This is a genomic window from Pseudocitrobacter sp. RIT415, assembly GCF_003057695.2.
GTDB classification, from domain to species: Bacteria; Pseudomonadota; Gammaproteobacteria; order Enterobacterales; family Enterobacteriaceae; genus Pseudocitrobacter; species Pseudocitrobacter faecalis.
In genome coordinates this window covers 204,290-230,449 of sequence record NZ_QBJC02000001.1, presented here as the reverse complement: position 1 = coordinate 230,449, position 26,160 = coordinate 204,290, and the positions used below count along the sequence as shown (strand labels likewise).

The window sequence follows — 26,160 nt, the reverse complement described above, 5'->3', positions numbered from 1 at the left end:
TCTGTCGCCTCTCCCTAAGGGAGAGGGTTAGGGTGAGGGGTAAGGTTTCGATTAACGCTCAGTCTCTGACTGAGAAAACTGGAAGCATGCTAATGGCTACAATTCATGTAGACGGCAAAGAATATGAGGTCAACGGGGCGGACAACCTGCTACAGGCGTGTCTCTCCCTCGGCCTTGATATTCCGTACTTTTGCTGGCATCCGGCGCTGGGCAGCGTCGGCGCTTGCCGCCAGTGTGCGGTGAAGCAATATCAAAACGCGGAAGACACGCGTGGCCGCCTGGTGATGTCCTGTATGACACCGGCCACCGATGGCACCTTTATTTCTATTGATGACGACGAAGCGAAGCAGTTCCGTGAGAGCGTGGTCGAGTGGTTGATGACCAACCACCCGCACGACTGTCCGGTCTGTGAAGAGGGCGGTAACTGCCACCTTCAGGATATGACCGTGATGACCGGCCACAGCTTCCGTCGCTACCGTTTCACCAAACGTACCCACCGCAATCAGGATCTGGGGCCGTTCATCTCTCACGAAATGAACCGCTGTATCGCCTGTTACCGCTGCGTGCGTTACTACAAAGATTATGCAGACGGTACCGATCTGGGCGTTTATGGCGCACATGACAACGTCTACTTTGGTCGCCCGGAAGACGGCACGCTGGAAAGCGAGTTCTCCGGCAACCTGGTCGAAATTTGCCCGACCGGCGTCTTCACCGACAAAACGCACTCCGAGCGTTACAACCGTAAATGGGACATGCAGTTTGCGCCAAGCATCTGCCAGCAGTGCTCCATCGGTTGTAACACCAGCCCGGGCGAGCGCTACGGTGAACTGCGTCGCATTGAAAACCGTTATAACGGTACCGTAAACCACTACTTCCTCTGTGACCGTGGTCGTTTCGGTTATGGCTACGTGAACCTGAAAGATCGTCCACGCCAGCCAGAACAACTGCGCGGCAACGACGTCATTACCCTCAACGCCGAGCAGGCGATGCAGGGCGCGGCGGATATTCTGCGTCAGTCGAAGAAAGTGATTGGTATCGGCTCCCCGCGTGCCAGCGTGGAAAGCAACTTCGCGCTGCGTGAACTGGTGGGTGCAGAGAACTTCTATACCGGCATCGCGAAAGCGGAGCAGGAACGTCTGCAACTGGCACTGACCGTGCTGCGTGAAGGCGGCGTTCACACGCCGGCGCTGCGTGAAATCGAGTCTTACGATGCGGTGCTGATTCTGGGCGAAGATATCACCCAGACCGGCGCACGCGTAGCGCTCGCTGTTCGTCAGGCGGTGAAAGGTAAAGCACGCGAAATGGCGGCGGCGCAGAAAGTGGCCGACTGGCAGATTGCGGCAATCCTCAACATTGGTCAGCGTGCGAAGCACCCGCTGTTTGTCACCAACGTCGATAACACCCGTCTGGATGACATTGCGGCATGGACGTATCGCGCTCCGGTTGAAGATCAGGCGCGCTTCGGTTTCGCTATCGCCCACGCACTGGATAACAGCGCCCCGGCGGTAGAGGGTATCGATCGCGACCTGCAGAACAAAATTGATGTTGTGGTTCAGGCACTGGCTGGCGCGAAGAAACCGCTGATTATTTCCGGCACCAACGCCGGAAGCGCGGATGTCATTCAGGCGGCAGCAAACGTAGCAAAAGCACTGAAAACCCGTGGCGCTGACGTGGGCATCACCATGGTTGCCCGCGCCGTGAACAGCATGGGCCTCGGGATGATTGGCGGCGGTTCCCTTGATGACGCACTGAACGAGCTGGAAAGCGGCGCGGCAGATGCGGTTATCGTGCTGGAAAACGATCTGCATCGTCACGCTTCCGCGACCCGTGTGGATGCCGCACTCTCCAAAGCGCCGCTGGTGATGGTGATTGATCATCAACGCACGGCGATTATGGAAAAAGCGCACCTGGTGCTGCCTGCGGCAAGTTTTGCCGAAAGCGATGGTACGGTCATCAACAACGAAGGCCGCGCACAGCGCTTCTTCCAGGTTTATGACCCGGCGTATTACGACAGCAACACCGTGATGCTGGAAAGCTGGCGCTGGCTGCACTCTCTGCACAGCACAGTACAGAGCCGTGAAGTGGACTGGACGCAGCTTGACCACGTCATCGACGCGGTTGTCGAAAAACTGCCACAACTGGCAGGCATCAAAGATGCTGCGCCGGATGCGACCTTCCGTATTCGCGGCCAGAAACTGGCGCGTGAACCGCACCGTTACAGCGGTCGTACCGCGATGCGTGCCAATATCAGCGTGCACGAACCGCGTCAGCCGCAGGATAAAGACACCATGTTCGCCTTCTCTATGGAAGGGAACAACCAACCAGGCGCGCCGCGCTCGCAAATTCCGTTTGCATGGGCACCGGGCTGGAACTCCCCGCAGGCATGGAACAAGTTCCAGGCCGAAGTGGGCGGTCACCTGCGTCATGGCGATCCGGGTGTGCGTCTGATTGAAGCGTCTGAAAACGGTCTCGATTACTTCACCACCGTTCCGGCAAGCTTCCAGGCGGAAGAGGGCAAATGGCGTATCGCGCCGTACTATCATCTGTTTGGTAGCGACGAGATGTCACAGCGTTCTCCGGTCTTCCAGTCGCGTATGCCGCAACCGTATATTGCGCTGAACCCGGCGGACGCCGCGAAACTTGGCGTTAACGCAGGCGCGAAAATCGCGTTCAGCTATGACGGCCAAACCGTCACGCTGCCGCTGGTGATTTCTGAAGGTCTGACGGCAGGGCAGGTGGGATTACCGATGGGTATGCCTGGCATCGCACCGGTGCTGGCCGGTGGACGTCTTGAAAATCTGCAGGAGGCACAGCAATGAGTTGGTTAACACCGGATCTGATTGAGATCCTGCTCACTATTCTCAAGGCGGTGGTCATCCTGCTGGTGGTTGTCACCTGCGGTGCGTTTATGAGCTTCGGTGAACGTCGTCTGCTCGGTCTGTTCCAGAACCGTTATGGGCCGAACCGCGTAGGCTGGGGTGGCTCGCTCCAGCTGGTGGCGGACATGATCAAGATGTTCTTTAAAGAGGACTGGATCCCGAAATTCTCGGATCGCGTCATCTTTACCCTGGCACCGATGATCGCTTTTACTTCGCTGCTTCTGGCGTTTGCCATTGTGCCAGTGAGCCCGACATGGGTAGTGGCTGACCTGAACATCGGCATTCTGTTCTTCCTGATGATGGCAGGGCTGGCGGTTTACGCCGTGCTGTTCGCAGGCTGGTCGAGCAACAACAAATACTCCCTGCTGGGCGCGATGCGTGCCTCCGCCCAGACGCTGAGCTATGAAGTGTTCCTCGGACTCTCCCTGATGGGCGTGGTGGCGCAGGCCGGTTCATTCAATATGACCGACATCGTCAACAACCAGGCCGACATCTGGAACGTTATCCCGCAGTTCTTTGGTTTTGTGACCTTCGCTATCGCGGGCGTGGCAGTGTGCCACCGTCACCCGTTTGACCAACCTGAAGCCGAGCAGGAACTGGCGGATGGTTACCACATTGAATATTCCGGTATGAAATTCGGTCTGTTCTTCGTGGGGGAATACATCGGTATCGTGACCATTTCGGCCATGATGGTGACCCTGTTCTTCGGTGGCTGGCAAGGCCCGTTCTTACCGCCGTTCATCTGGTTCGCGATCAAAACCGCGTTCTTCATGATGATGTTCATTTTGATTCGCGCCTCATTACCGCGTCCGCGTTATGACCAGGTAATGTCCTTCGGCTGGAAAATTTGTCTGCCGCTGACGCTAATCAACTTGCTGGTAACGGCGGCTGTCATTCTCTGGCAGCAGCCATAAGGGGCGAATAGACCATGACCTTAAAAGAATTATTGGTAGGTTTCGGCACCCAGGTACGCAGTATCTGGATGATCGGCCTGCATGCGTTCGCCAAACGCGAAACGCAAATGTACCCGGAAGAGCCGGTTTATCTGCCGCCGCGTTATCGTGGCCGTATCGTGCTGACGCGCGACCCGGACGGCGAAGAGCGTTGCGTGGCCTGTAACCTGTGTGCGGTAGCGTGCCCGGTGGGCTGTATCTCACTGCAGAAAGCAGAAACCAAAGATGGCCGCTGGTATCCGGAGTTTTTCCGCATCAACTTCTCACGCTGTATTTTCTGCGGCCTGTGCGAAGAAGCGTGCCCGACCACGGCGATTCAGTTGACCCCGGACTTTGAACTGGGCGAGTACAAACGTCAGGATCTGGTGTACGAAAAAGAGGATCTGCTGATTTCCGGCCCGGGTAAATACCCGGAATATAACTTCTACCGGATGGCGGGTATGGCAATCGACGGCAAAGATAAAGGCGAAGCAGAGAACGAAGCCAAGCCTATCGACGTCAAGAGCCTGTTACCTTAAGGAGAGGGGCAATGGAATTCGCTTTTTATATCTGTGGCCTTATCGCCATCCTCGCGACGTTGCGGGTTATAACGCACACGAATCCGGTACACGCCTTGCTGTACCTGATCATTTCGCTGCTGGCTATCGCAGGCGTCTTCTTCTCGCTGGGCGCGTACTTCGCCGGGGCGCTGGAGATCATCGTTTACGCCGGAGCCATCATGGTGCTTTTCGTGTTTGTGGTGATGATGCTGAACCTCGGTGGGGCAGAAATTGCCCAGGAACGCGAGTGGCTGAAGCCGCAAATCTGGATTGGCCCGGCGATTCTCTCCGCTGTTCTGCTGGCGGTGATGGTGTACGCCATTCTGGGCCTCAACGACCAGGGTATCGACGGCAATCCCATCAGCGCGAAAGAAGTGGGTATCGCCCTGTTTGGCCCGTATGTTCTGGCGGTTGAACTGGCGTCCATGCTGCTGCTGGCGGGCCTGGTAGTGGCCTTCCACATTGGCCGTGAAGACCGTCCGGGTGAGCTTATCAGCAACCGTCCGAACGACAGCGCGAAAAGAAAACCGGAGGAGCACGCATGATCCCCTTAACACATGGACTGATCCTCGCCGCGATCCTCTTCGTTCTCGGGCTGACCGGTCTGGTTATCCGCCGCAACCTGCTGTTTATGCTGATTGGGTTGGAAATCATGATTAACGCCTCCGCGCTGGCCTTTGTGGTCGCCGGAAGCTACTGGGGCCAGACCGATGGTCAGGTGATGTATATCCTCGCCATCAGCCTTGCGGCTGCGGAAGCGAGTATTGGCCTGGCGCTGCTGCTGCAGCTCCATCGTCGCCGCCAGAACCTGAACATCGATTCAGTAAGTGAGTTGCGCGGATGAATATGCTTGCCTTAACCATTATTTTGCCATTGATTGGCTTTGTTCTGCTGGCCTTCTCCCGTGGACGTTGGTCGGAAAATCTCTCCGCCACCGTGGGCGTGGGGTCAATTGGCCTGGCGGCGCTGGTGACCGCGATTGTCGGCGTCGATTTCTTTAATAACGGCAAACAGGTGCTCAGCGTTCCGCTGTGGACCTGGATGTCCGTAGGCGATTTCAACATCGGTTTCAACCTCGTGCTGGACGGCCTGTCGCTGACCATGCTCTCAGTGGTGACCGGCGTGGGCTTCCTGATCCACATGTTCGCCTCCTGGTATATGCGCGGGGAAGAGGGGTACTCCCGCTTCTTCGCCTACACCAACCTGTTTATCGCCAGCATGGTGGTTCTGGTGCTGGCCGATAACCTGCTGTTGATGTACCTCGGCTGGGAAGGCGTGGGCCTCTGTTCCTATCTGCTGATCGGTTTCTACTACACCGATCCGAAGAATGGCGCGGCGGCGATGAAAGCGTTTGTCGTGACCCGCGTGGGTGACGTCTTCCTCGCCTTCGCACTGTTCATTCTCTACAACGAACTGGGCACCCTGAACTTCCGTGAAATGGTGGAACTGGCACCGGCGCACTTCGAGGCGGGCAACAACATGCTCACCTGGGCGACGTTGATGCTGCTGGGTGGTGCGGTCGGTAAATCGGCACAGCTGCCGTTGCAGACATGGCTTGCTGATGCAATGGCGGGCCCGACGCCTGTCTCCGCGCTGATCCACGCCGCAACGATGGTCACCGCCGGTGTCTACCTGATTGCGCGTACGCACGGTCTGTTCCTGATGACTCCGGAAATTCTGCATCTGGTCGGTATCGTGGGTGCGGTTACGCTGGTGCTGGCAGGCTTTGCCGCGCTGGTGCAAACCGACATCAAACGCGTACTCGCCTATTCCACCATGAGTCAGATTGGCTACATGTTCCTGGCGCTGGGCGTTCAGGCTTGGGATGCGGCGATTTTCCACCTGATGACGCACGCCTTCTTTAAAGCGCTGCTGTTCCTGGCGTCCGGCTCGGTTATTCTGGCCTGCCACCACGAACAGAACATCTTTAAGATGGGCGGTCTGCGTAAATCCATTCCGCTGGTGTACGCCTGCTTCCTGATTGGTGGTGCTGCGCTCTCCGCGCTGCCGCTGATTACCGCTGGCTTCTTCAGTAAGGATGAGATTCTGGCGGGTGCGATGGCGAACGGTCATATCAACCTGATGGTAGCGGGCCTGGTCGGCGCGTTCATGACCTCGCTTTACACCTTCCGTATGATTTTCATCGTGTTCCACGGAAAAGAACAAATTCACGCTCACGCAGGGAAGGGGATCACCCACCACCTGCCGCTGATTGTGCTGATGATCCTCTCCACCTTTGTTGGCGCGCTGATTGTTCCGCCGCTGCAGGGTGTGCTGCCGGATACCACCGAGCTTGAGCATGGCCGCGTACTGACGCTGGAAATTACCTCCGGTGTGGTCGCGATTGCGGGCATCCTGATTGCCGCATGGCTGTGGTTGGGCAAACGTACTCTGGTGACGTCGATTGCCAACAGCGGCCCTGGCCGTCTGCTGGGAACCTGGTGGTATAACGCCTGGGGCTTCGACTGGCTCTACGACAAAGTGTTCGTTAAACCGTTCCTCGGTATTGCGTGGCTGCTGAAACGCGACCCGATGAACGCCCTGATGAACATTCCGGCCATTCTTTCTCGCGTGGCGGGCAAAGGGCTGGTGCTGAGCGAGAACGGTTATCTGCGTTGGTATGTGGCTTCCATGAGCATTGGCGCAGTGGTTGTATTGGCGCTGCTGATGGTATTGCGTTGAGTTTGACGAATGCGGTTTGTCCGGTGGCGTTAGCGCCACCCGAGACCACAAACCGCACTCAACCGTGAAATTTGTCGAATTCGTTGAAAATCGGTCCTTGATAGGACTTTAACAAGGAATAAAGATCGCCATGTTATTACCCTGGCTAATACTGATTCCCTTTATCGGCGGCTTCTTGTGCTGGCAGACTGAACGCTTTGGCGTGAAGATGCCGCGCTGGATTGCGCTGATTACCATGGGATTGACGCTCGCACTTGGCCTGCAACTGTGGCTGCAAGGCGGTTACTCACTGACGCAATCCACCGGCCTGCCGCAGTGGCAGTCTGAGTTTATCCTGCCGTGGATCCCACGCTTCGGTATCACTATCCATCTGGCTATCGACGGACTGTCGCTGCTGATGGTGGTGCTTACCGGCCTGCTGGGCGTGCTGGCGGTACTCTGCTCGTGGAATGAAATCCAGAAATATCAGGGCTTTTTCCATCTCAACCTGATGTGGATCCTGGGCGGCGTGATCGGCGTGTTCCTCGCCATCGACATGTTCCTGTTCTTCTTCTTCTGGGAAATGATGTTGGTGCCGATGTACTTCCTGATAGCACTTTGGGGCCATAAGGCGTCCGACGGTAAAACGCGTATCACGGCGGCCACCAAGTTCTTCATCTATACCCAGGCGAGTGGTCTGGTGATGTTGATTGCAATTCTGGCGCTGGTGTTCGTCCATCACAATGCGACGGGCGTCTGGACCTTCAACTACGAAGACCTGCTGAAAACCCCGATGTCTCACGGCGTAGAATACCTGCTGATGCTGGGCTTCTTTATCGCCTTCGCGGTGAAAATGCCGGTGGTTCCACTGCACGGCTGGTTACCAGACGCGCACTCCCAGGCACCGACCGCCGGTTCTGTTGACCTCGCGGGGATTTTGCTGAAAACCGCGGCCTACGGTCTTTTGCGTTTCTCTCTGCCACTGTTCCCGAATGCCTCTGCTGAATTCGCGCCTATTGCCATGTGGCTCGGCGTAATCGGTATCTTCTACGGTGCGTGGATGGCCTTCACCCAGTACGATATCAAGCGTCTGATTGCCTACACCTCTGTTTCGCACATGGGCTTCGTGCTGATTGCTATCTACACCGGTAGCCAACTGGCGTATCAGGGCGCGGTGATTCAGATGATTGCTCACGGTTTGTCTGCGGCGGGTCTCTTCATCCTCTGCGGCCAGCTCTACGAGCGTCTGCATACCCGTGATATGCGCATGATGGGCGGCCTGTGGAGCAAAATTAAATGGCTGCCAGCCTGCTCCCTGTTCTTTGCAGTCGCAACGCTTGGGATGCCGGGTACCGGTAACTTCGTCGGTGAGTTCATGATCCTGTTCGGCAGCTTCCACGTTGTGCCGCTGATCACCGTCATCTCGACTTTCGGTCTGGTTTTCGCTTCCGTTTACTCGCTGGCGATGCTGCACCGCGCTTACTTCGGTAAAGCGAAGAGTGAAATCGCGGCCAAAGAGCTGCCAGGGATGTCGCTGCGTGAACTGTTCATCATTCTTCTGCTGGTCGTGCTGCTGGTTCTGCTGGGCTTCTATCCTCAGCCGATTCTGGACACGTCACACTCTGCGATGGGCAACATTCAGCAGTGGTTTGTTAATTCTGTTTCAACTACAAGGCCGTAATTCGCCATGACAATAACTCCACAACAACTGATCGCGCTGTTACCGCTGCTGATCGTCGGCTTGACGGTGGTGGTTGTGATGCTCTCCATTGCGTGGCGACGCAATCACTTCCTCAACGCTACGCTTGCGGTTATCGGGCTTAACGCGGCGCTGGTTTCGCTCTGGTTTGTTGGCCAGGCAGGCGCAATGGACGTGACGCCTCTGATGCGCGTCGACGGCTATGCCATGCTCTATACCGGGCTGGTGCTGCTGGCGAGCCTCGCGACCTGTACGTTTGCCTACCCGTGGCTGGAAGGCTACCCGGATAACAAAGAAGAGTTCTACCTGCTGGTGCTGATTGCCGCACTGGGTGGCATTCTGCTGGCGAACGCCAACCATCTGGCGGCGCTGTTCCTGGGTATTGAGCTTATCTCGCTGCCGCTGTTTGGTTTGATTGGCTACGCTTTCCGGCAGAAACGTTCGCTGGAAGCGAGTATCAAGTACACCATTCTGTCTGCGGCGGCATCATCTTTCCTGCTGTTCGGTATGGCGCTGGTTTACGCTAACTCCGGTAACCTGTCGTTCGTCGCGCTTGGTAAGAGCCTGGCGGACAACATGCTGCATGAACCGCTGCTGCTGGCGGGTCTGGGCATGATGATTGTCGGCCTTGGCTTTAAACTCTCTCTGGTGCCGTTCCACCTGTGGACGCCAGACGTATACCAGGGCGCACCAGCGCCGGTTTCCACCTTCCTGGCGACGGCGAGCAAAATCGCTATCTTCGGCGTGGTGATGCGTCTGTTCCTCTATGCGCCAGTGGGGGATAGCGAAGCGGTACGCGTGGTGCTGGGTCTGATTGCCTTTGCTTCCATCATCTTCGGTAACCTGATGGCCCTGAGCCAGACCAACATCAAACGTCTGCTCGGTTACTCCTCTATCTCTCACCTCGGCTACCTGCTGGTGGCGCTGATTGCGCTGCAAAGCGGCGAAATGTCGATGGAAGCGGTAGGCGTGTATCTGGCCGGTTACCTGTTCAGCAGCCTCGGCGCGTTTGGCGTGGTGAGCCTGATGTCCAGCCCGTATCGCGGCCCGGACGCAGAATCACTGTTCTCTTATCGCGGTCTGTTCTGGCATCGTCCGATCCTCTCTGCGGTAATGACGGTGATGATGCTGTCGCTGGCGGGGATCCCGATGACGCTGGGCTTTATCGGCAAGTTCTACGTTCTGGCCGTCGGTGTGCAAACGCATCTGTGGTGGCTGGTTGGCGCCGTGGTGGTTGGTTCGGCAATCGGTCTCTACTACTACCTGCGTGTGGCGGTAAGCCTGTACCTGCATGCGCCGGAACAGCTGAACCGCGATGCGCCGTCGAACTGGCAATACAGCGCGGGCGGTATCGTGGTGCTGATTTCCGCACTGCTGGTGCTGGTGCTGGGCGTCTGGCCGCAGCCGTTAATCGACCTGGTTCAGATGGCAATGCCGCTGATGTAAGGTTACGCGTTGATGTGAAAAAACCGCCGATTTATCGGCGGTTTTTTTATACATGGAACTCAAGGCTGCGCTGGCGCGCCTGGATTTTGCAGAAAGTGAAGCCGAAATTTATGATGAATCCTTATCAGAAATTTGCCGTTTTGCGAAAAATGTATCGGGGCTGACGATATCATTTCCTGGATCGCGGATTTGGCAATGCGTCTTAAATTCGTTCCGTGGCGAGAGGCGCGTGATATTTTTTCGAATGCCCTGGTAACGATGGAACTGCGTCAGATGCAACGGATATTGGCAAAGTCTACGGGAGATTAAATGTACGCATTTCGCCGCAGCCAGTGTCCGGATTACCTTACCGATTGTTGGGAACGCCTGGGATGTCATTACGAAGCGCGAAAGCTACGTAATCAACGTTATCGATTCAAATGGTTTTCCGAGTTTCGTTATCCGTAAAAAACGAAGGGGGCTATTTTGCCCCCGTCACAATCACAGCGTAATGACGGTAAAATCCTCCGCCATTTCACTTGCCGGGAAAATATCCCGGCACTCTGCCAGCATCCGCCTGCATCCTTCGGCGTCATAGCGCGAACTGACGTGCGTAATAACTAAACGCCCCACGCCCGCATCGCGCGCCAGTTCGGCGGCCTGACGCGTTGACGAGTGCCCGCGGCTGTTAGCTTTCTCTTCCATCGCCGTTTCCAGCGTGGTTTCATGCACCATCATATCGACACCCTGTGCTAACGCGGACGCGCCCACGCAGGGGGCGGTGTCGCCAAAAATCGCCAGTGTTTTACCTGGCGTTGCGGGAGAAAGATAGTCGCGGCCATCAATCACGCGGCCATCCTCCAGCGTCACGCATTGCCCGGCTTTAAGTTGCTGGAACAGTGGCCCAGGCTTCACGCCTGCGGCAGCCAGCGCTTTTGCATCCAGCGCACCGGGCTTTTCATGTTCTTCGATGCGATAGCCATAGCACTCTACCGGGTGGTTTAGCGGATAGGCCGTCACTTTGCGCAGTCCATCATCCATCACAAAACCGGCCGTTACTTCGATTATCTCCATCGGGTAATCGGTCCACGAGCCGCTCAGCCGCAGCGCGGTTTCAACAAACTCGCGTAAACCTTTTGGCCCGTATAGCGTTACCGGGTTCATATTGCCCGCCATTGAACGACTGCACAGCAGCCCCGGCAGGCCAAACAGATGATCACCATGCAAATGGGTGATGAAGATGCGGTCGATTTTTCCCGGATGCAGGGTGGTTTCCAGCAGTTGATGCTGCGTGCCCTCGCCGCAGTCAAACAGCCAGACTGCCGGTTGCGTTGGATGCTGATGATGCAGCAGAATGGCGGTGACGTTGCGCGTCCGGGTCGGTACGCCAGCGGATGTTCCCAAAAAAGTCAGTTGCATAACGCCGCTCCCCTGGCGGTAAAAAAACAATAACGATGAAGGAGCCTATCATGATTCAGTGGCAAGATTTGCACCATTCTGATTTAACCGTCCCGCAGTTGTACGCGCTGCTGCAATTACGCTGTGAAGTTTTTGTGGTTGAGCAGGCCTGTGTCTATCAGGATATTGACGGCGAGGATCTGCTTGGCGAAAACCGTCATATCCTCGGCTGGCAGGGCGACAGGCTGGTGGCGTATGCGAGACTTCTGAAAAATGAGGATGATTTTTCTCCTGTTACCATTGGTCGGGTGATTGTCAGCCCTGGCGATCGTGGGGAGAAATTGGGTTATCAACTGATGGAATACGCGCTGGCAAGCTGCGCGCAGCACTGGCCGGAACACGCGCTCTATCTGGGCGCGCAGGCGCATTTGCAGAATTTCTATCGGCACTTTGGTTTTATTCCGGTGACGGAGATCTATGATGAAGATGGCATCCCGCATGTCGGGATGGCGCGCGAGGTTGGCCAGGCGTAACCGGCAAGCGTTGACTATAGTTATCCCACTGGTTTAGCAAACATGGAGATATATTATGGTTAATGAAACACATATTGACGACGACCTGACTCTGCTGAGCGATACCCTGGAAGAGGTGCTACGTTCTTCCGGCGATCCCGCTGACCAGAAATATGTCGAGCTGAAAGCGCGCGCGGAAAATGCGCTGCATGAGGTTAAATCCCGCGTGAGCCATGCTTCCGACACTTACTATTACCGGGCGAAAAAAGCGGTCTATCGCGCCGACGATTATGTGCACGAAAAACCGTGGCAGGGTATTGGTGTAGGTGCAGCGGTCGGGCTGGTGTTAGGTCTTTTATTGACCCGTCGCTGAGCAAAATCACACTCCCTAATCATGGGTACTGCTTTTTACAGGCAGTACCCCGTATAATGTACGGTTTTTAGAATAGGGAGGTTCGCGTGCTATCCGTTTCTGCTGCGCTAAAGAGTCTGGCTGACTCTCTGTCGGACGATTTTCCCGCTTCACCCGGCACGCGAATTATCGAAGTTCCTTTCCCCCTGAATGACGCGTTCGACCCGCTTTGCTGGTTAAATGCCCAGACTGTGTGGCCGCAATTCTGGTGGCAGCAGCGCAGCGGCGATGATGAACTTGCCGCCCTGGGCGCGACCGTTTCGTTTTCCTCCCTGGCTCAGGCCGAAGATTTTTTAGCTCGCTATGATGCGGATGATGCCCGCATTTGCGGCCTGAATAGTTTTGACTACCGACAGATAGCGCTTTTTTTACCGCGCCTGGAGTGGCGTCGTGAGGGCGGACGCGCGTCGTTAAGAGTGAACCTGGCGAGCGAGACCTCGTTGCACGCTGACGCCGTAGCGGCAAAAGCGTTTATTACGCAACTGTCGTCGCAAAGCGTCTGTCACACCTCTGCGCTAACGCTGGAAAGCGAGTTACACCGACCAGGCGAAGCCGGATGGCGCGGTCTGATTGAACAAGCCACGCTTGCTATCGCCAATGGCGAATTTGAGAAAGTGGTGCTGGCGCGTGCTACCGACCTGACGTTTACGACGCCACCCGATGCCGGGGCGTTAATGGCCGCCAGCCGCCGCGTTAATCTCCACTGTTATCACTTCTTTATGGCGTTTGACGCAGGGCAGGCCTTTTTCGGCTCATCGCCGGAACGTCTCTGGCGCAGGCGTGGTCTCGAACTGGAAACTGAAGCACTGGCGGGAACCGTCGCCAGTCATCCGGACCCGACGCAGGCGCAGCACCTGGCCGACTGGTTAATGAATGACGACAAAAACCAGCGCGAGAACATGCTGGTGGTGGACGATATCTGTGCGCGCCTGCAGAAACATGTCGATGCGCTCGACATTCTGCCCGCCGAAATCGTTCGCCTGAGAAAAGTTCAGCATATACGCCGTGTTATCCAGGCTACGCTGAAAGAAGCCAGCGATGACCGCTGTTTAATGCAACTGCAACCTACTGCCGCCGTCTCTGGCTTACCACGTACTCAGGCTTTTGATTTTATTGATTGCTTTGAGCCATTCTCGCGGGAATGGTACGCAGGTTCGGCGGGCTATATCAGCCGCTGCCAAAGCGAGTTTTGCGTGACGCTGCGGTCGGCGAAAGTGAGCGGCAACACGGTGCGTCTGTATGCGGGCGCGGGAATTGTTGCCGGGTCGCAGGCCGATTCCGAATGGCAGGAAATAGAAAATAAAGCAGCGGGCCTGCGTTCTTTATTGTTCTCTGAGTAGAACATTAACGACTCATATCAAAATCTCATTGTTTCGTATTATTTATACTGAGTCGCAATATTGATACCGGACAAACATATGTCAGTAAGCGCTTTCAACCGACGCTGGGCGGCGGTGATCCTTGAAGCTTTAACCCGTCACGGCGTGCGCCATATCTGCATCGCTCCGGGGTCACGTTCCACACCGCTCACCCTGGCGGCAGCTGAAAACCGTACATTTATTCATCACACGCATTTTGATGAGCGTGGGCTGGGGCATCTGGCGTTAGGGTTGGCGAAGGTCAGTCGCCAACCGGTCGCGGTGATTGTTACCTCAGGAACTGCGGTGGCGAACCTCTATCCGGCGCTGATTGAAGCCGGGCTCACCGGGGAAAAAATCATACTTCTGACCGCCGACAGGCCGCCGGAGCTGATTGACTGTGGGGCGAATCAGGCGATTCGTCAGCCGGGCATGTTTGCTTCACATCCCTCTGAAACGCTTTCTCTGCCGCGTCCGAGCCAGGATATTCCGGCTCGCTGGCTGGTCTCTTCGATTGATCATGCGCTGGGTTCGTTGCATGCGGGCGGCGTACACATTAACTGCCCGTTCGCGGAACCACTGTACGGTGAGATGGACGACACGGGCCTCGACTGGCAGCAGGCGCTGGGTAACTGGTGGCAGGAAGACAAACCCTGGCTGCGCGAGTCGCTGCATCTTGAAAGCAATAAGCAGCGTGACTGGTTTTTCTGGCGGCAAAAGCGCGGCGTTGTGGTTGCCGGACGCATGAGCGCGGAAGAGGGCAAAAAGGTTGCCGAATGGGCGAAAACGCTCGGCTGGCCGCTGATTGGCGATGTCCTTTCGCAAACGGGCCAACCCTTGCCCTGCGCGGATTTGTGGTTGGGTAATGCCGCGGCAGTGACGGAACTGGCTCAGGCGCAAATCGTGGTGCAGATTGGCAGCAGCTTGACGGGCAAACGCCTGTTGCAGTGGCAGCAGGCCTGTGAGCCGGAGGAGTACTGGCTGGTGGATAATCTCACCGGGCGGCTCGATCCGGCACATCATCGTGGTCGCCGACTGGTATGCGACATCGACCATTGGCTGGAACTGCATCCGGCAGAAAAACGCACGCCGTGGTGTACGGCGATCCCGCGTCTTGCTGAGCAGGCGTGGGAGAGCGTGTGCGCCATCAGCGAAACCTTCGGTGAAGCGCAGCTGGCGCACCGCATTCGCCATTATTTACCGCAGCAGGGGCAGCTCTTTGTCGGCAACAGCCTGGTGGTACGTCTGATTGACGCGCTAAGCCAGCTCCCTGCCGGGTATCCGGTCTACAGCAATCGCGGGGCCAGCGGTATCGACGGTTTGATCTCCACGGCGGCGGGCGTGCAGCGTGCCAGCGCTAAATCAACGCTGGCGATTGTGGGCGATCTCTCCGCGTTGTATGACCTCAATGCACTGGCGTTGCTGCGTCAGGTTTCCGCACCTTTCGTACTCATCGTGGTGAATAACAACGGTGGGCAGATTTTCTCACTGCTACCCACCCCGGTGGAAGAACGCGAACGCTTCTACGCCATGCCGCAGAATGTACATTTCGAACATGCGGCGAAAATGTTTGGCCTGAATTATCATCAGCCGCAGGACTGGGCCGCGCTTGAAACCGCGCTTGATAAAGCCTGGCGTACACCCGCCACCACGGTGATTGAGCTGGTGGTGAATGACACCGATGGCGCGCAAACGCTGCAACAACTGCTGGCGCAGGTCAGCCATCTATGATGTTAAATGCCGTTGCGCGCGAAGGTGATGCGGGGCAACCGTGGCTGGTATTTCTGCACGGTTTCTCCGGCGACTGCCATGAGTGGCAAACGGTAGGCGAGGCGTTCCCGCGCGCCTCGCGGCTTTATATCGATCTCCCCGGTCACGGCAGTTCTGCCGATTGCCGGGTAACCCACTTCGCCGATGTTTGCGCGGCGTTACAGACTACGTTACTTAGTTACAACATCCTCAGCTACTGGCTGATTGGCTACTCGCTGGGCGGTCGTATTGCGATGACCTTTGCCTGCCAGCATCAGCCGCAAGGGTTGCTGGGCGTGGTGGTTGAGGGCGGCCATCCCGGGCTGCAAAGTGCCGAACAACGCGCGCAGCGCTGGCAATCGGACAATCGCTGGGCGCAGCGTTTTGCCCATGAACCCCTGAACCAGGTGTTTGACGCCTGGTATCGGCAGCCGGTCTTTGCCAGCCTGACGCCTGCACAGCGCGACGCGCTGGTGGCGCTACGCCAAAATAATGACGGCAGCGCGCTGGCGGCTATGCTCTTAGCAACGTCGTTAAGCGTGCAGGACGATCTGCGCGGTGCCCTGCGCGATCGTGCCTTCCCATTCTGGTATCTCTGCGGCGAACGCGATAGCAAATTCAGGGCCATTGCCGATGAACTTGCCGCGCCTTGCCATGTAATTCGTAATGCCGGACACAACGCGCACCGGGAAAACCCCGAGGGCGTGGTGGCGTGTCTGGCGCAGATTGTGCATCTCTGACTATAGGACACACTATGATCTATCCTGATGAAGCTATGCTTTACGCCCCGATTGAATGGCAGGACTGTTCTGAAGGCTACACTGACATTCGTTACCAGAAATCCGCTGACGGCATCGCCAAAATCACCATTAACCGTCCTCAGGTACGTAATGCGTTCCGCCCGTTGACGGTCAAAGAGATGATCCAGGCGCTCGCGGATGCGCGCTATGACGACAATATTGGCGTGATCGTCCTGACTGGCGAAGGTGACAAGGCCTTCTGTTCCGGTGGCGATCAGAAAGTGCGCGGCGACTACGGCGGATACCAGGATGATGCGGGTACGCACCACCTGAACGTGCTCGATTTCCAGCGCCAGATCCGCACCTGCCCGAAACCGGTGGTGGCGATGGTGGCTGGCTACTCCATCGGCGGCGGTCACGTACTGCACATGATGTGTGACCTGACCATTGCGGCAGAAAACGCTATCTTTGGTCAGACGGGCCCGAAAGTGGGCTCCTTCGACGGCGGCTGGGGCGCATCCTACATGGCGCGTATCGTCGGGCAGAAAAAAGCGCGTGAAATTTGGTTCCTGTGCCGTCAGTACAATGCTCAGGAAGCGCTGGATATGGGCCTGGTGAACACCGTGGTACCGCTGGCTGACCTCGAAAAAGAGACCATTCGCTGGTGTCGCGAAATGCTGCAAAACAGCCCGATGGCGCTGCGTTGCCTGAAAGCCGCGCTGAACGCCGACTGTGATGGTCAGGCGGGCCTGCAGGAACTGGCGGGTAACGCCACGATGCTGTTCTACATGACCGAAGAAGGTCAGGAAGGGCGCAACGCGTTCAACCAGAAACGTCAGCCTGATTTCAGCAAATTCAAACGGAATCCGTAATGAGGCACGCGCAGGTTTACCGCTGGCAGGTACCGATGGACGCGGGTGTGGTACTGCGCGAACGGCGGCTGAAAACCCGCGACGGATTGTTTGTCTGGCTGCGTGACGGTGAGCGCGAAGGCTGGGGGGAAGTCTCCCCACTTCCGGGCTTTAGCCGTGAAACGCTGGACGACGCGCAATCCGCTTTACTGGGCTGGGTGCAAAACTGGCGACAGGGTGCTGATACCCCGTTGCCGGAACTGCCCTCGGCGGCGTTTGGCATTAGCTGCGCGCTGGCGGAACTCGACGATACGCTGCCGATAATGGCGGATTATCGTGCCGCCCCACTGTGCACCGGCGACCCGGATGAACTGGTGCTGGCGCTGGCCGATATGCCCGGCGAAAAAGTGGCGAAGGTGAAAGTCGGGCTGTACGAGGCCGTGCGCGACGGCATGGTGGTCAATCTGCTGCTTGAAGCGATCCCCGATTTACATCTGCGTCTGGATGCCAATCGCGCCTGGACGCCGCTGAAAGCGCAGCAGTTTGCCAAATACGTCAACCCGGCATTCCGCGATCGCATCGCGTTTCTCGAAGAACCGTGTAAAACACGTGATGATTCACGCGCGTTTGCCGCGGAAACGGGCATTGCTATCGCGTGGGATGAAAGCCTGCGCGATGACGATTTCCGCTTTGAAGCGGAGCCCGGCGTGCGTGCGGTGGTGATTAAACCAACCCTCACCGGTAGCCTGCAAAAAGTGCAGGCGCAAGTGGCGGCGGCGCACGCGCTGGGTTTGACGGCGGTCATCAGCTCTTCCATTGAGTCGAGCCTTGGGTTGACGCAGCTAGCGCGGATTGCGGCCTGGCTGACGCCGGATACGATTCCGGGTCTCGACACGCTGAACCTGATGCAGGCACAGTTACTTCGCCGCTGGCCGGATAATCCGCTGCCGTGCCTGGATATGCTGTCGCTGGAGCCGCTGTTGTGAATTTTTCAACCTGGCCCTGGCGTGACTGGCGAGCGCAACAGGGTGATATGCCTGCACTGCGTCTCGACAACGAGATGCTTAACTGGGCTGCGTTATGTGAGCGCATCGACGCGCTGGCGGCCGGTTTTCAGGCGCAGGGTGTACGTGATGGCGACGGGGTCGCCCTCTGCGCCCGCAACCGGGATGAAACGGTGCTGGCCTGGCTGGCATTGTTACAGTGCGGGGCGCGCATTTTGCCGCTCAACCCTCGTCTGCCCACGACGCTGATTAATACCTTACTGCCAGCGTTAACGCTGCGTCACGTGCTCACTCTGGAAACCAGTGAGATTGCCGATTCACTGCCGCGCCTCACGCTGCAAGAATCAACGGATTATCACGATGTTGGCTGGCGACCTGAACGTCTGGCTTCGATGACGCTCACATCGGGCTCCACGGGACTGCCGAAAGCGGCGGCGCACACCTGCGCGGCGCATCTTGCCAGCGCGCAGGGCGTGTTAAGTTTAATTCCGTTTGCACAGGATGAATGTTGGCTCTTGTCGTTGCCGCTATTCCACGTCTCCGGGCAGGGGATTTTCTGGCGCTGGCTTTACGCCGGCGCGCAGATGGCGGTGAGCGAGCGTCCACTCGCCGAAGCGCTGCAAGGGTGTACCCTCGCCTCGCTCGTGCCGACTCAGCTCTGGCGTTTGCTGAATGAAAAACAGCCTCTGTCGCTGAAAGCCGTGCTGTTAGGCGGTGCAGCCATTCCCGCAGAGCTTACTGAGCAGGCAAGCACGATGGGTATCCGTACCTTCTGCGGCTACGGGTTGACCGAATTTGCCTCGACGGTATGTGCGCGGGAAGCCAACGGTGGCGATGATGTGGGGACGCCGCTTGCCGGGCGTGAGCTCAAACTGGTGAACGGTGAAATCTGGCTACGCGCGCAAAGCATGGCCTCGGGCTACTGGCGGGATGGTGTGCTTGTGCCGCTGGTCAATGCCGAGGGCTGGTTTGCCACGCGCGATCGCGGCGAAATTCGCGACGGTAAGCTCTATATCGTTGGGCGTATGGATAACCTCTTCTTTAGCGGTGGGGAAGGTATACAGCCTGAAGAAGTGGAACGGGTGATTGTGGCGCACCCTGCGGTTTCACAGGTGTTTATCGTTCCGCTGGACGACCCCGAGTTCGGGCAGCGACCGGTCGCGGTAGTGGACTGTGAAGGCGATGTCGACCTCACTCTCCTCGCTGGCTGGGTGAAAGGTAAACTGGCCGGCTTCCAGCAACCGTGTCACTGGCTACGGTTGCCGGAAACGATGAAAAATAGCGGGATCAAAGTCTCGCGTCATCAACTGCGGACGTGGGTCTCACAGATTTTAGGTCCATCTCCCCGCTAGCTCTCCTCTGTAATGAATCGGGATAAGCCTCTGTTTCCCGATTCTTCTATCCCTGTCTTTCTGCGTATTTCTCAAAATACTTTTGTGACGTAATTAGTTACATTTAAAAGTATGATCGCCCTTTTAGTTCATGCGGTTGGCAAAATTGAGCAGTACAATTCGCCCGTTTTTTTTTGGCTATTCACACAGTGCTTGCGGGAAAGGAATAAAATGAAAAAGAGCATTCTATTTGGTCTGATGGGGATGTTGTTGCTCCCGGTTGCGGCAAATGCAATTAGCATCAGCGGCCAGGCTGGCGAAGAATATACCAATATCGGCGTCGGCTTTGGCACCGAATCTACAGGTCTTGCGCTGAGCGGTAACTGGGCGCATAACGACGATCGCGGCGATATTGTGGGCGCGGCGTTGGGGTTGAACATTCCATTAGGGCCGTTTATGGCAACAGCGGGCGGCAAAGGTGTTTATCTGAGCCCGAACTACGGTGACGATGGTTACGCGGCGGCAGTTGGCGGTGGATTACAGTGGGAACTGGGTGAGCGCTTCCGTTTGTTCGGTGAGTATTACTACTCGCCGGATTCACTTTCCAGCGGCGTCAAAGATTACGAAGAAGCTAACGCGGGTGGCCGCTTTATGATTATGCGTCCATTGAGCGTGGAAGCGGGTTATCGCTATATCAATCTCGCGGGCAAAGATGGCAATCGCGACAGCGCCGTTGCCGATGGCCCCTACGTCGGCGTCAGCGCCAATTTCTGATTCTCCCCCCGGCGTGGCACGCTGCCGCGCCAGTTTTCTCGTTTTTATTCCTCGCCTTGCGCTATAGTAAATCGTCCTCTTTTACTGGAGAAAGCGATGATAAACGTAGAGATGCTGTCTACGGGCGATGAAGTCTTATACGGGCAAATTGTTGATACCAATGCGGCCTGGCTTGCTGATTTCTTATTTGAACAAGGTTTACCGCTTTCCCGGCGTAACACCGTAGGCGACAAACTCGATGACCTGGTGGCGATTTTGCGCGAGCGCAGCACGCAGGCTGATGTCCTGATTGTAAATGGCGGTTTAGGGCCGACCAGCGATGATTTAAGCGCGCTTGCTGCCGCAACGGCGAAAGGTGAATCGCTGGTACTGCATGAACCGTGGCTGGCGCAGATGGAGAAATTTTTCAAAGAGCGTGGCCGCGTGATGGCACCAGCCAATCGCAAACAGGCGGAAATTCCTGCCAGCGCCGAGTTTATCGATAACCCGGTGGGTACGGCCTGCGGTTTTGCCATCAAGCTTAACCGCTGCCTTATTTTCTTCACCCCTGGCGTGCCGTCTGAATTTAAAGTGATGGTTCAGCAGGAAATTTTGCCACGTCTGCGTGCTCGCTTTGACATTCCTGAGCCGCCGCTGTGCCTGCGTCTCACTACCTTCGGACGTTCGGAAAGCGACCTTGCGCAAAGCCTTGATCATCTGACGCTGCCTGCGGGCGTATCGATGGGCTATCGTTCATCGATGCCGATTATCGAGCTCAAGCTGACTGGCCCGGCGAGTGAACGTCAGGCAATGGAAGCTCTGTGGCCGGAAGTGAAAAAAGTGGCGGGCGAGAGTCTGATTTTTGAAGGCACGGAAGGCCTGCCGAAACAGCTTGCTCGCGCCTTGCTGGATAAGCAACTGAGCCTGACGCTTAGCGAGCAGTTTACCGGTGGGCTGCTGGCGCTGGAACTGCAACGCGCGGGCGCGCCGCTACTGGCCAGTGAGGTGATTCCGTCGCAGGAAGAAACGCTGGCACAAACGGCACGTTGGGCACAAGAACGCCGCGAAAACCATTTTGCTGGCGTAGCGCTAGCGGTAACCGGGCTCGAAAATGAGCATCTGAACTTCGCGCTCTCCACCGCGGAAGGCACCTGGGCGCTGCGCGTGAAGTTCAATACCACGCGTCACAGTCTGGTTGTGCGTCAGCAGGTCTGCGCCATGATGGCAATGAACATGCTGCGCCGCTGGCTTAACGGTATGGATGTTGCGAGCGAGCACGGCTGGATTGAAGTGGTGGAAACGCTGAAGGTGTAGTGGTGTGGCATTGCCGGATGCGGCTGCGCCTTATCCGGCCTACAAATTTTCCCTGACCTGGTAGGCCTGATAAGCGAAGCGCATCAGGCTTTGTGCCGGTGGCATTGCCGGATGCGGCTGCGCCTTATCCGGCCTACAAATTTCATCTGACCCGGTAGGCCTGATAAGCGAAGCGCATCAGGCTTTGTGCCGGTGGCATTGCCGGATGCGGCTGCGCCTTATCCAGCCTACAAATTCCCCCTGACCGGGTAGGCCTGATAAGCGAAGCGCATCAGGCTTTGTGCCGGTGGTATTGCCGGATGCGGCTGCGCCTTATCCGGCCTACAGATTTCCCCTGACCGGGTAGGCCTGATAAGCGAAGCGCATCAGGCTTTGTGCCGGTGGCATTGCCGGATGCGGCTGCGCCTTATCCGGCCTACACATTTCACCTGACCCGGTAGGCCTGATAAGCAAAGCGCATCAGGCTTTGTCCTCGGTTTATGCCGACAGCGCCTGCGCCAGCAGCGTAATCGGGTGTTCGCAGCGCTTGCTGGTGGACATCTCGATTTGCCACTTACAGGTTTCGCAATCGGTCACCACGATATCTGCGCCGCTTTCCTCTATCTGTCGGAACAGCGGCGCGCCGACGGCCTGGGACGTGGGGTAATTCTCCGATTTAAAGCCATAGGTACCGGCAATACCGCAGCACTGGGAATCGAGCACCGTAAGCTCCAGCCCGGGAATTTGCCGCAGCAGTTCCAGTGTGTACAGCGTCCAACCCATTTTCTCCATATGACACGGTGTGTGATACACCACCTTCAGCGGCAACGGTTTTAGCGGCAGCGTTTTGCCTTCGTCCAGTTTTCGCCACAGCCAGCGCGTGGCAAGGTCGATATGCTCGCGCAGGCCGCCGTTATCGACATTCAGCAGATGCGGATATTCATCGCGCAGGGTAAAGGTACAGGTGGAAGAGGTCGCGATAACCGGCAGCGATTTATCTTCAATGGCCTCGCGCAGTGACGCGACGTTGCTTTGCGCCTGCCTGCGCGCCTTATCGGTGAAACCGTTAGCAATCAACGGCACGCCGCAGCACTTCTCTTTGCTCAACAACTGGACGCCTGTTCCCAGCGCATTCAGCACCTTAATCAAATCTTTGCCCAATTGCGGATGGTTGTAGTTGACGTAGCAGCCATGGAAAAATGCCACCTGCTCGGCAAACTGCGCCTGCTGTTTTGCCACGCTGCGATACCAGCGGCGGAAGGTGCCGAAGGAGTATTTTGGCAGCGTGCGGCGATGATCAATTTTAAGCGCTACATCCAGCAGATGACGCACGGGCTTCAGCCCCGTTGCCGCATTCACCAGAGGCGCAAACGGCGTCGACATCTGCCCCATCAGATCCGTATGGCTGAGTATGCGGTTACGCAATGACGGCGTGGTGACGTCATAGCGCGCGCGGGCGCGCTGGATGATATCGCCAATTTTGACATCGGACGGGCAGGCCACTTCGCAGCGTTTGCAGTTGATGCAATATTTCAGCGCCTCGTCATACAGCGCGCCATCTTTCAGGCGCAGCCGTTCGCCGTCCGGCCCTGCCTGTTTCGGCCCCGGATAACGCGGATTCACCCGGCTGATTGGGCAGGCCGTGGTGCAGGCGGTACATTTGATGCAATTCTCGAACAGGCCGTTACTCATGCTTCACCTCCCACCAGCAGGGCGATTTGCTGCGCGGCATGAAGTGCCGTCACCGCACAAACGCCACCGCCACAGCCCTGAGCGATGGCATCGCAGCCGCCCAGCACCGAACCAATCACAAACACATTTTCCAGTTGCTGTCCACCAATGGCCGGGCGCAGCATTGCATCGGTCGCAACCCCGAACTGCTGCCAGGGCTGAGGATCAAAAACATCCGGTCGAGACCATAATGCGCGGGTTGCCGCCTGCATCACATCGAGATTAAGCACCGGCTCGCGAATCGTTTCACGGTTGGCGATTAATCCGTTGCTAAAGAAACTGCCGCTCGCCAGCACGACATAACGTGCACGCAGGGGAATATCTGCGTGGTTACGCGTCCAGACAGCGGTGGCGCGTTGATGTTCCAGCGTCACTTTTTGTACCTCATCGCCCGGCATCCACACGCCGCCCGCGCGGATAAACTGCCGCTGAAGCTGCGCCTGTAACCGCATGCCGGGTACGGATGGTGGGAGCGTTGGCAGTAGATGGAGCGCGCAGCTGAGCTTTGCGGAAAGCCAGTCATACAGTTGGCTATCGCTGGCGCCAAAACAGGCCGGAAGCCACAGGGCATCGTAACCTTCTGCCAGCGGAGCGAGCGAATCGTACAACGGTTGCCATTGTTCCGGCTGGTCGAGCAGGCGTGCGATGTTTGCCGCGCGGAATTCGCTGGCGTTTTCGCGCAGTACATCCAGTTGCGGCAGGTCGATTTCAACCGAATCAACGTCGAGGCCCTGTTTGCGTAATGATGCAGCGGCAAGCGGAGCCTGAAAATCGAGAAAGCCGGTTATTCCCACAATACGGACTTTGCTGGCAACGGGCGGGAAGCGCGGCGTCTCACGTGGGCTGAGCCAGGCGCTGCGCAACAAGCCCAGTGGAGTCACACGTTGATGCGGCTGCCCGGCGTCGCCCTGAAAATCGATACCACAAGCGCTGAACAGCGCTTGTGCCTGACGGGCGTACGAGAAAACGTTCTCGCAGCCCACTTTGTTGTAAGGATGCTCAGGGGCTTGCCGCACTAATGCTTTCAGGCCGAGAAGCACATCCTCAACAGGCTGCCCATCGGGCAACTTGCTCAGGAGATCCAGCGAGCCTGATGCGAAGTTCAGCGCGCTTTGCCCGCGGCTGACAATGGCGCAGCGCAAGCCTTGTGACTGAAGCTGTAATCCGCACACGAGCCCGGCCAGGCCGCCGCCAATGATAACCGTATCAAATTTCATCCTGATGCTCCTTTTGCAGCCCGCATAGCCCCTGATAAACCCAGCGTGTCAGTTCGCTTTCGCGCAGCGCATCGCCCCAGGCGATTGGCTGCACGCCTTTCCAGCGCTCATTAAGGAAATCGGACAGTTGTTTCAGCGACTGGCTGGCATTGGTGGCGTGAAAACGTGGCAGCAGACCCGCCGCGCGGCAGGCGCACAATTCGCCCTGACACGTGCCCATACCGACGCGGGTGCGACGACGCAGATCGAGCAGATTGCGAACATTCAGGTTTTCTACGGCATACTGCACTTCGCCTGCCGTAACGGCTTCACATTCACATACCAGGCTACGATGCAGGCGGTTGTCGCCGATCCAGCCTGGCGTGCGGTCGCCGTGACGATAAATCACGGAACCCCGCAGTGGCGCGGGCAGAGAGATGATGCGCTGGAGTGTTTTCTCCTGGCTTTCACGTGAACCGGGTAAAGGTGTTGCGGCGGTGGTACACGATGTCGTGTTTCCGACTTTGCGACACACCGCGTCGGTGGCCCATTCGGCCATCAGGCGATAGGTCATCAGTTTGCCACCGGTGATGGTAATGAATCCCTCTAAACCGTCGCGCTGCGCGTGATCGAATAACACAATGCCGCGGCTGACGTTGCGCCCGGTTGGATCGTCATCGCAGGCCACTAACGGGCGCACGCCTGAGTAAGCGCGCAGAATGCGCGTGCGGCCCATGCGCGGCGCCAGTTTTTCACCTTCGCGGATGAGCGTATCCACTTCCTGGGCGGTGACGCGGTTATCGTCAATTTCATTGTAATCAATGTGCATGGAGGTGGTGCCAATCAACGAAATGGTATCACCCGGCACCAGAATATCGGCATCAGCTGGTTTGCGGCAGCGGTTAATCACGTGCTGGTTGATGCGATGATCGAGAATGAGAAGGGATCCTTTGGCCGGGAACATGCGAATGCTCAGGTCGGCGTACTCGGCGATGCGTTGCCCCCAGATACCGGCGGCGTTCACCACGACTTGCGCACGAAGCTCACGCGTTTCCTTTGTTTGGCGAGCGCATAACCGTACGCCACGCACGTTCGCGCCGTCGCGAATCAGCCCAATGACTTCATGACCGGTGAGAATGTCAGCGCCATGTTCACGCGCATCGAGCATATTTGCCGACGTCAGGCGAAAGGGATCAACGGTGCCGTCAGGTACCTTTACCGCACCAATCAACGCCGGGTTAACGCCCGGCTCGATACGTAACGCTTCCTGAGGATCGATCGCCTGCGCGTCGATACCCGCGCTTGCGCAGGCCTGTAAAAAGGTCGATTGAAAGTCGAGGCTATCTTCCGGCAGGGTGATAAACAGCCCGCCGGTGGGCTCAATGCAGTGGCGGGCGATATGTTTCAGAATACGGTTTTCGCTGATGCATTCACGTGCCGATTCGCTATCGGTGACGGCGTAGCGTGCGCCGCTGTGAAGCAGACCGTGGTTGCGTCCGGTCGCGCCAGTGGCAATGTCGTGGCGTTCGACCAGGACGACCTTGAGGCCACGCAGTGCGCAGTCGCGGGCAATTCCCGCGCCGGTGGCGCCACCGCCGATGATAATCGCATCGTACTCCCCTGATTGCTGCATTTTCCTGCCCCTACATAACAATATCCTTGTCTTCAGTAGGCCA

The 26,160-nt window shown here is 57.2% G+C and carries 23 protein-coding genes; 19 read left to right on the top strand and 4 right to left on the bottom strand.

All coding sequences use genetic code 11. The features are described from left to right. Window positions 1–92 precede the first annotated feature (92 nt). From nuoG to DBY68_RS22700, 9 genes are all read left to right on the top strand, one after another. Window positions 93–2,819 carry an NADH-quinone oxidoreductase subunit NuoG gene (gene nuoG / locus DBY68_RS00990; protein WP_146745426.1) on the top strand — a complete coding sequence of 909 codons (2,727 nt, stop codon included), beginning with the start codon at window positions 93–95 and terminating at the stop codon, window positions 2,817–2,819. Beyond that, window positions 2,816–3,793 (top strand): NADH-quinone oxidoreductase subunit NuoH, encoded by a 978-nt coding sequence (gene nuoH / locus DBY68_RS00985; protein WP_015963658.1) that lies wholly within the window; start codon window positions 2,816–2,818, stop codon window positions 3,791–3,793. The genes nuoG and nuoH overlap by 4 nt, the downstream gene beginning before the upstream one ends. Before the next feature lie 14 nt (window positions 3,794–3,807). Next, window positions 3,808–4,350, top strand: coding sequence for an NADH-quinone oxidoreductase subunit NuoI (gene nuoI, locus DBY68_RS00980; RefSeq protein ID WP_000172742.1), 543 nt, complete (start codon window positions 3,808–3,810; stop codon window positions 4,348–4,350). A gap of 11 nt (window positions 4,351–4,361) precedes the next feature. Further along, window positions 4,362–4,916, top strand: a complete 555-nt coding sequence (gene nuoJ / locus DBY68_RS00975) for an NADH-quinone oxidoreductase subunit J (protein WP_015963659.1) — start codon at window positions 4,362–4,364, stop codon at window positions 4,914–4,916. Then, window positions 4,913–5,215, top strand: a complete 303-nt coding sequence (nuoK, locus tag DBY68_RS00970) for an NADH-quinone oxidoreductase subunit NuoK (RefSeq protein ID WP_003861496.1) — start codon at window positions 4,913–4,915, stop codon at window positions 5,213–5,215. The genes nuoJ and nuoK overlap by 4 nt, the downstream gene beginning before the upstream one ends. Further along, window positions 5,212–7,053, top strand: a complete 1,842-nt coding sequence (gene nuoL, locus DBY68_RS00965) for an NADH-quinone oxidoreductase subunit L (protein WP_108473594.1) — start codon at window positions 5,212–5,214, stop codon at window positions 7,051–7,053. The genes nuoK and nuoL overlap by 4 nt, the downstream gene beginning before the upstream one ends. A gap of 130 nt (window positions 7,054–7,183) precedes the next feature. Beyond that, a complete protein-coding gene (gene nuoM / locus DBY68_RS00960) occupies window positions 7,184–8,713 on the top strand; it encodes an NADH-quinone oxidoreductase subunit M (protein WP_108473595.1) in 1,530 nt (509 codons plus the stop codon). 6 nt (window positions 8,714–8,719) lie between these two features. Further along, on the top strand, window positions 8,720–10,177 hold the full coding sequence (gene nuoN / locus DBY68_RS00955) for an NADH-quinone oxidoreductase subunit NuoN (RefSeq protein ID WP_108473596.1): 1,458 nt from the start codon (window positions 8,720–8,722) through the stop codon (window positions 10,175–10,177). A 52-nt stretch (window positions 10,178–10,229) separates the two neighbouring features. Beyond that, a complete protein-coding gene (locus DBY68_RS22700; RefSeq protein WP_146745425.1) occupies window positions 10,230–10,433 on the top strand; it encodes a hypothetical protein in 204 nt (67 codons plus the stop codon). 224 nt (window positions 10,434–10,657) lie between these two features. Here the strand turns inward: DBY68_RS22700 and rbn are convergent, their stop codons facing one another. Then, window positions 10,658–11,575 (bottom strand): ribonuclease BN, encoded by a 918-nt coding sequence (gene rbn / locus DBY68_RS00950; RefSeq protein ID WP_108473597.1) that lies wholly within the window; start codon window positions 11,573–11,575, stop codon window positions 10,658–10,660. A gap of 50 nt (window positions 11,576–11,625) precedes the next feature. Between rbn and DBY68_RS00945 the strand changes: the two genes are divergently transcribed. From DBY68_RS00945 to DBY68_RS00900, 10 genes are all read left to right on the top strand, one after another. Next, window positions 11,626–12,087 (top strand): GNAT family N-acetyltransferase, encoded by a 462-nt coding sequence (locus DBY68_RS00945; RefSeq protein WP_108473598.1) that lies wholly within the window; start codon window positions 11,626–11,628, stop codon window positions 12,085–12,087. Window positions 12,088–12,142: 55 nt separating this feature from the next. Continuing rightward, on the top strand, window positions 12,143–12,439 hold the full coding sequence (gene elaB / locus DBY68_RS00940) for a stress response protein ElaB (RefSeq protein ID WP_108473599.1): 297 nt from the start codon (window positions 12,143–12,145) through the stop codon (window positions 12,437–12,439). A gap of 86 nt (window positions 12,440–12,525) precedes the next feature. Further along, a complete protein-coding gene (gene menF, locus DBY68_RS00935; protein ID WP_108473600.1) occupies window positions 12,526–13,818 on the top strand; it encodes an isochorismate synthase MenF in 1,293 nt (430 codons plus the stop codon). Between the two features lie 78 nt (window positions 13,819–13,896). After that, window positions 13,897–15,567 (top strand): 2-succinyl-5-enolpyruvyl-6-hydroxy-3-cyclohexene-1-carboxylic-acid synthase, encoded by a 1,671-nt coding sequence (gene menD, locus DBY68_RS00930; RefSeq protein WP_108473601.1) that lies wholly within the window; start codon window positions 13,897–13,899, stop codon window positions 15,565–15,567. Further along, window positions 15,564–16,325: a 2-succinyl-6-hydroxy-2,4-cyclohexadiene-1-carboxylate synthase gene (menH, locus tag DBY68_RS00925; RefSeq protein WP_108473602.1), complete on the top strand. Its 762-nt coding sequence runs from the start codon at window positions 15,564–15,566 to the stop codon at window positions 16,323–16,325. The genes menD and menH overlap by 4 nt, the downstream gene beginning before the upstream one ends. Before the next feature lie 14 nt (window positions 16,326–16,339). Beyond that, window positions 16,340–17,197: a 1,4-dihydroxy-2-naphthoyl-CoA synthase gene (gene menB, locus DBY68_RS00920; RefSeq protein WP_108473603.1), complete on the top strand. Its 858-nt coding sequence runs from the start codon at window positions 16,340–16,342 to the stop codon at window positions 17,195–17,197. Further along, window positions 17,197–18,162 (top strand): o-succinylbenzoate synthase, encoded by a 966-nt coding sequence (gene menC, locus DBY68_RS00915; RefSeq protein ID WP_108473604.1) that lies wholly within the window; start codon window positions 17,197–17,199, stop codon window positions 18,160–18,162. The genes menB and menC overlap by 1 nt, the downstream gene beginning before the upstream one ends. Next, complete coding sequence (menE, locus tag DBY68_RS00910; protein ID WP_108473605.1) at window positions 18,159–19,532, top strand: o-succinylbenzoate--CoA ligase; 1,374 nt, start codon at window positions 18,159–18,161, stop codon at window positions 19,530–19,532. Before menC ends, menE begins: the two co-directional genes overlap by 4 nt. 210 nt (window positions 19,533–19,742) lie before the next feature. Further along, window positions 19,743–20,285, top strand: a complete 543-nt coding sequence (locus tag DBY68_RS00905) for a YfaZ family outer membrane protein (protein WP_108473606.1) — start codon at window positions 19,743–19,745, stop codon at window positions 20,283–20,285. A gap of 96 nt (window positions 20,286–20,381) precedes the next feature. Beyond that, a complete protein-coding gene (locus DBY68_RS00900) occupies window positions 20,382–21,578 on the top strand; it encodes a nicotinamide mononucleotide deamidase-related protein YfaY (protein ID WP_108473607.1) in 1,197 nt (398 codons plus the stop codon). Between the two features lie 477 nt (window positions 21,579–22,055). Here the strand turns inward: DBY68_RS00900 and glpC are convergent, their stop codons facing one another. The 3 genes from glpC to glpA are packed head-to-tail and all read right to left on the bottom strand — an operon-like array spanning window position 22,056 to window position 26,117. Continuing rightward, window positions 22,056–23,249 (bottom strand): anaerobic glycerol-3-phosphate dehydrogenase subunit GlpC, encoded by a 1,194-nt coding sequence (gene glpC, locus DBY68_RS00895; protein WP_108473608.1) that lies wholly within the window; start codon window positions 23,247–23,249, stop codon window positions 22,056–22,058. Next, window positions 23,246–24,505, bottom strand: coding sequence for a glycerol-3-phosphate dehydrogenase subunit GlpB (gene glpB, locus DBY68_RS00890; protein ID WP_108473609.1), 1,260 nt, complete (start codon window positions 24,503–24,505; stop codon window positions 23,246–23,248). Before glpB ends, glpC begins: the two co-directional genes overlap by 4 nt. Next, window positions 24,495–26,117, bottom strand: a complete 1,623-nt coding sequence (gene glpA / locus DBY68_RS00885; protein WP_108473610.1) for an anaerobic glycerol-3-phosphate dehydrogenase subunit A — start codon at window positions 26,115–26,117, stop codon at window positions 24,495–24,497. Before glpA ends, glpB begins: the two co-directional genes overlap by 11 nt. Window positions 26,118–26,160: the final 43 nt, after the last annotated feature.

Excerpts from the sequence above, each read along its gene's own strand:
- DBY68_RS22700 (WP_146745425.1), top strand. The coding sequence starts at position 10,230 with ATGGAACTCAAGGCTGCGCTGGCGCGCCTGGATTTTGCAGAAAGTGAA.
- DBY68_RS00900 (WP_108473607.1), top strand. The coding sequence starts at position 20,382 with ATGATAAACGTAGAGATGCTGTCTACGGGCGATGAAGTCTTATACGGG.
- nuoI (WP_000172742.1), top strand. The coding sequence starts at position 3,808 with ATGACCTTAAAAGAATTATTGGTAGGTTTCGGCACCCAGGTACGCAGT.
- DBY68_RS00945 (WP_108473598.1), top strand. The coding sequence starts at position 11,626 with ATGATTCAGTGGCAAGATTTGCACCATTCTGATTTAACCGTCCCGCAG.
- menH (WP_108473602.1), top strand. The coding sequence starts at position 15,564 with ATGATGTTAAATGCCGTTGCGCGCGAAGGTGATGCGGGGCAACCGTGG.
- glpA (WP_108473610.1), bottom strand. The coding sequence starts at position 26,117 with ATGCAGCAATCAGGGGAGTACGATGCGATTATCATCGGCGGTGGCGCC.
- nuoN (WP_108473596.1), top strand. The coding sequence starts at position 8,720 with ATGACAATAACTCCACAACAACTGATCGCGCTGTTACCGCTGCTGATC.
- nuoL (WP_108473594.1), top strand. The coding sequence starts at position 5,212 with ATGAATATGCTTGCCTTAACCATTATTTTGCCATTGATTGGCTTTGTT.
- nuoG (WP_146745426.1), top strand. The coding sequence starts at position 93 with ATGGCTACAATTCATGTAGACGGCAAAGAATATGAGGTCAACGGGGCG.
- menD (WP_108473601.1), top strand. The coding sequence starts at position 13,897 with ATGTCAGTAAGCGCTTTCAACCGACGCTGGGCGGCGGTGATCCTTGAA.
- nuoH (WP_015963658.1), top strand. The coding sequence starts at position 2,816 with ATGAGTTGGTTAACACCGGATCTGATTGAGATCCTGCTCACTATTCTC.
- elaB (WP_108473599.1), top strand. The coding sequence starts at position 12,143 with ATGGTTAATGAAACACATATTGACGACGACCTGACTCTGCTGAGCGAT.
- menC (WP_108473604.1), top strand. The coding sequence starts at position 17,197 with ATGAGGCACGCGCAGGTTTACCGCTGGCAGGTACCGATGGACGCGGGT.
- glpC (WP_108473608.1), bottom strand. The coding sequence starts at position 23,249 with ATGAGTAACGGCCTGTTCGAGAATTGCATCAAATGTACCGCCTGCACC.
- nuoK (WP_003861496.1), top strand. The coding sequence starts at position 4,913 with ATGATCCCCTTAACACATGGACTGATCCTCGCCGCGATCCTCTTCGTT.
- DBY68_RS00905 (WP_108473606.1), top strand. The coding sequence starts at position 19,743 with ATGAAAAAGAGCATTCTATTTGGTCTGATGGGGATGTTGTTGCTCCCG.
- nuoM (WP_108473595.1), top strand. The coding sequence starts at position 7,184 with ATGTTATTACCCTGGCTAATACTGATTCCCTTTATCGGCGGCTTCTTG.
- rbn (WP_108473597.1), bottom strand. The coding sequence starts at position 11,575 with ATGCAACTGACTTTTTTGGGAACATCCGCTGGCGTACCGACCCGGACG.
- menB (WP_108473603.1), top strand. The coding sequence starts at position 16,340 with ATGATCTATCCTGATGAAGCTATGCTTTACGCCCCGATTGAATGGCAG.
- glpB (WP_108473609.1), bottom strand. The coding sequence starts at position 24,505 with ATGAAATTTGATACGGTTATCATTGGCGGCGGCCTGGCCGGGCTCGTG.
- nuoJ (WP_015963659.1), top strand. The coding sequence starts at position 4,362 with ATGGAATTCGCTTTTTATATCTGTGGCCTTATCGCCATCCTCGCGACG.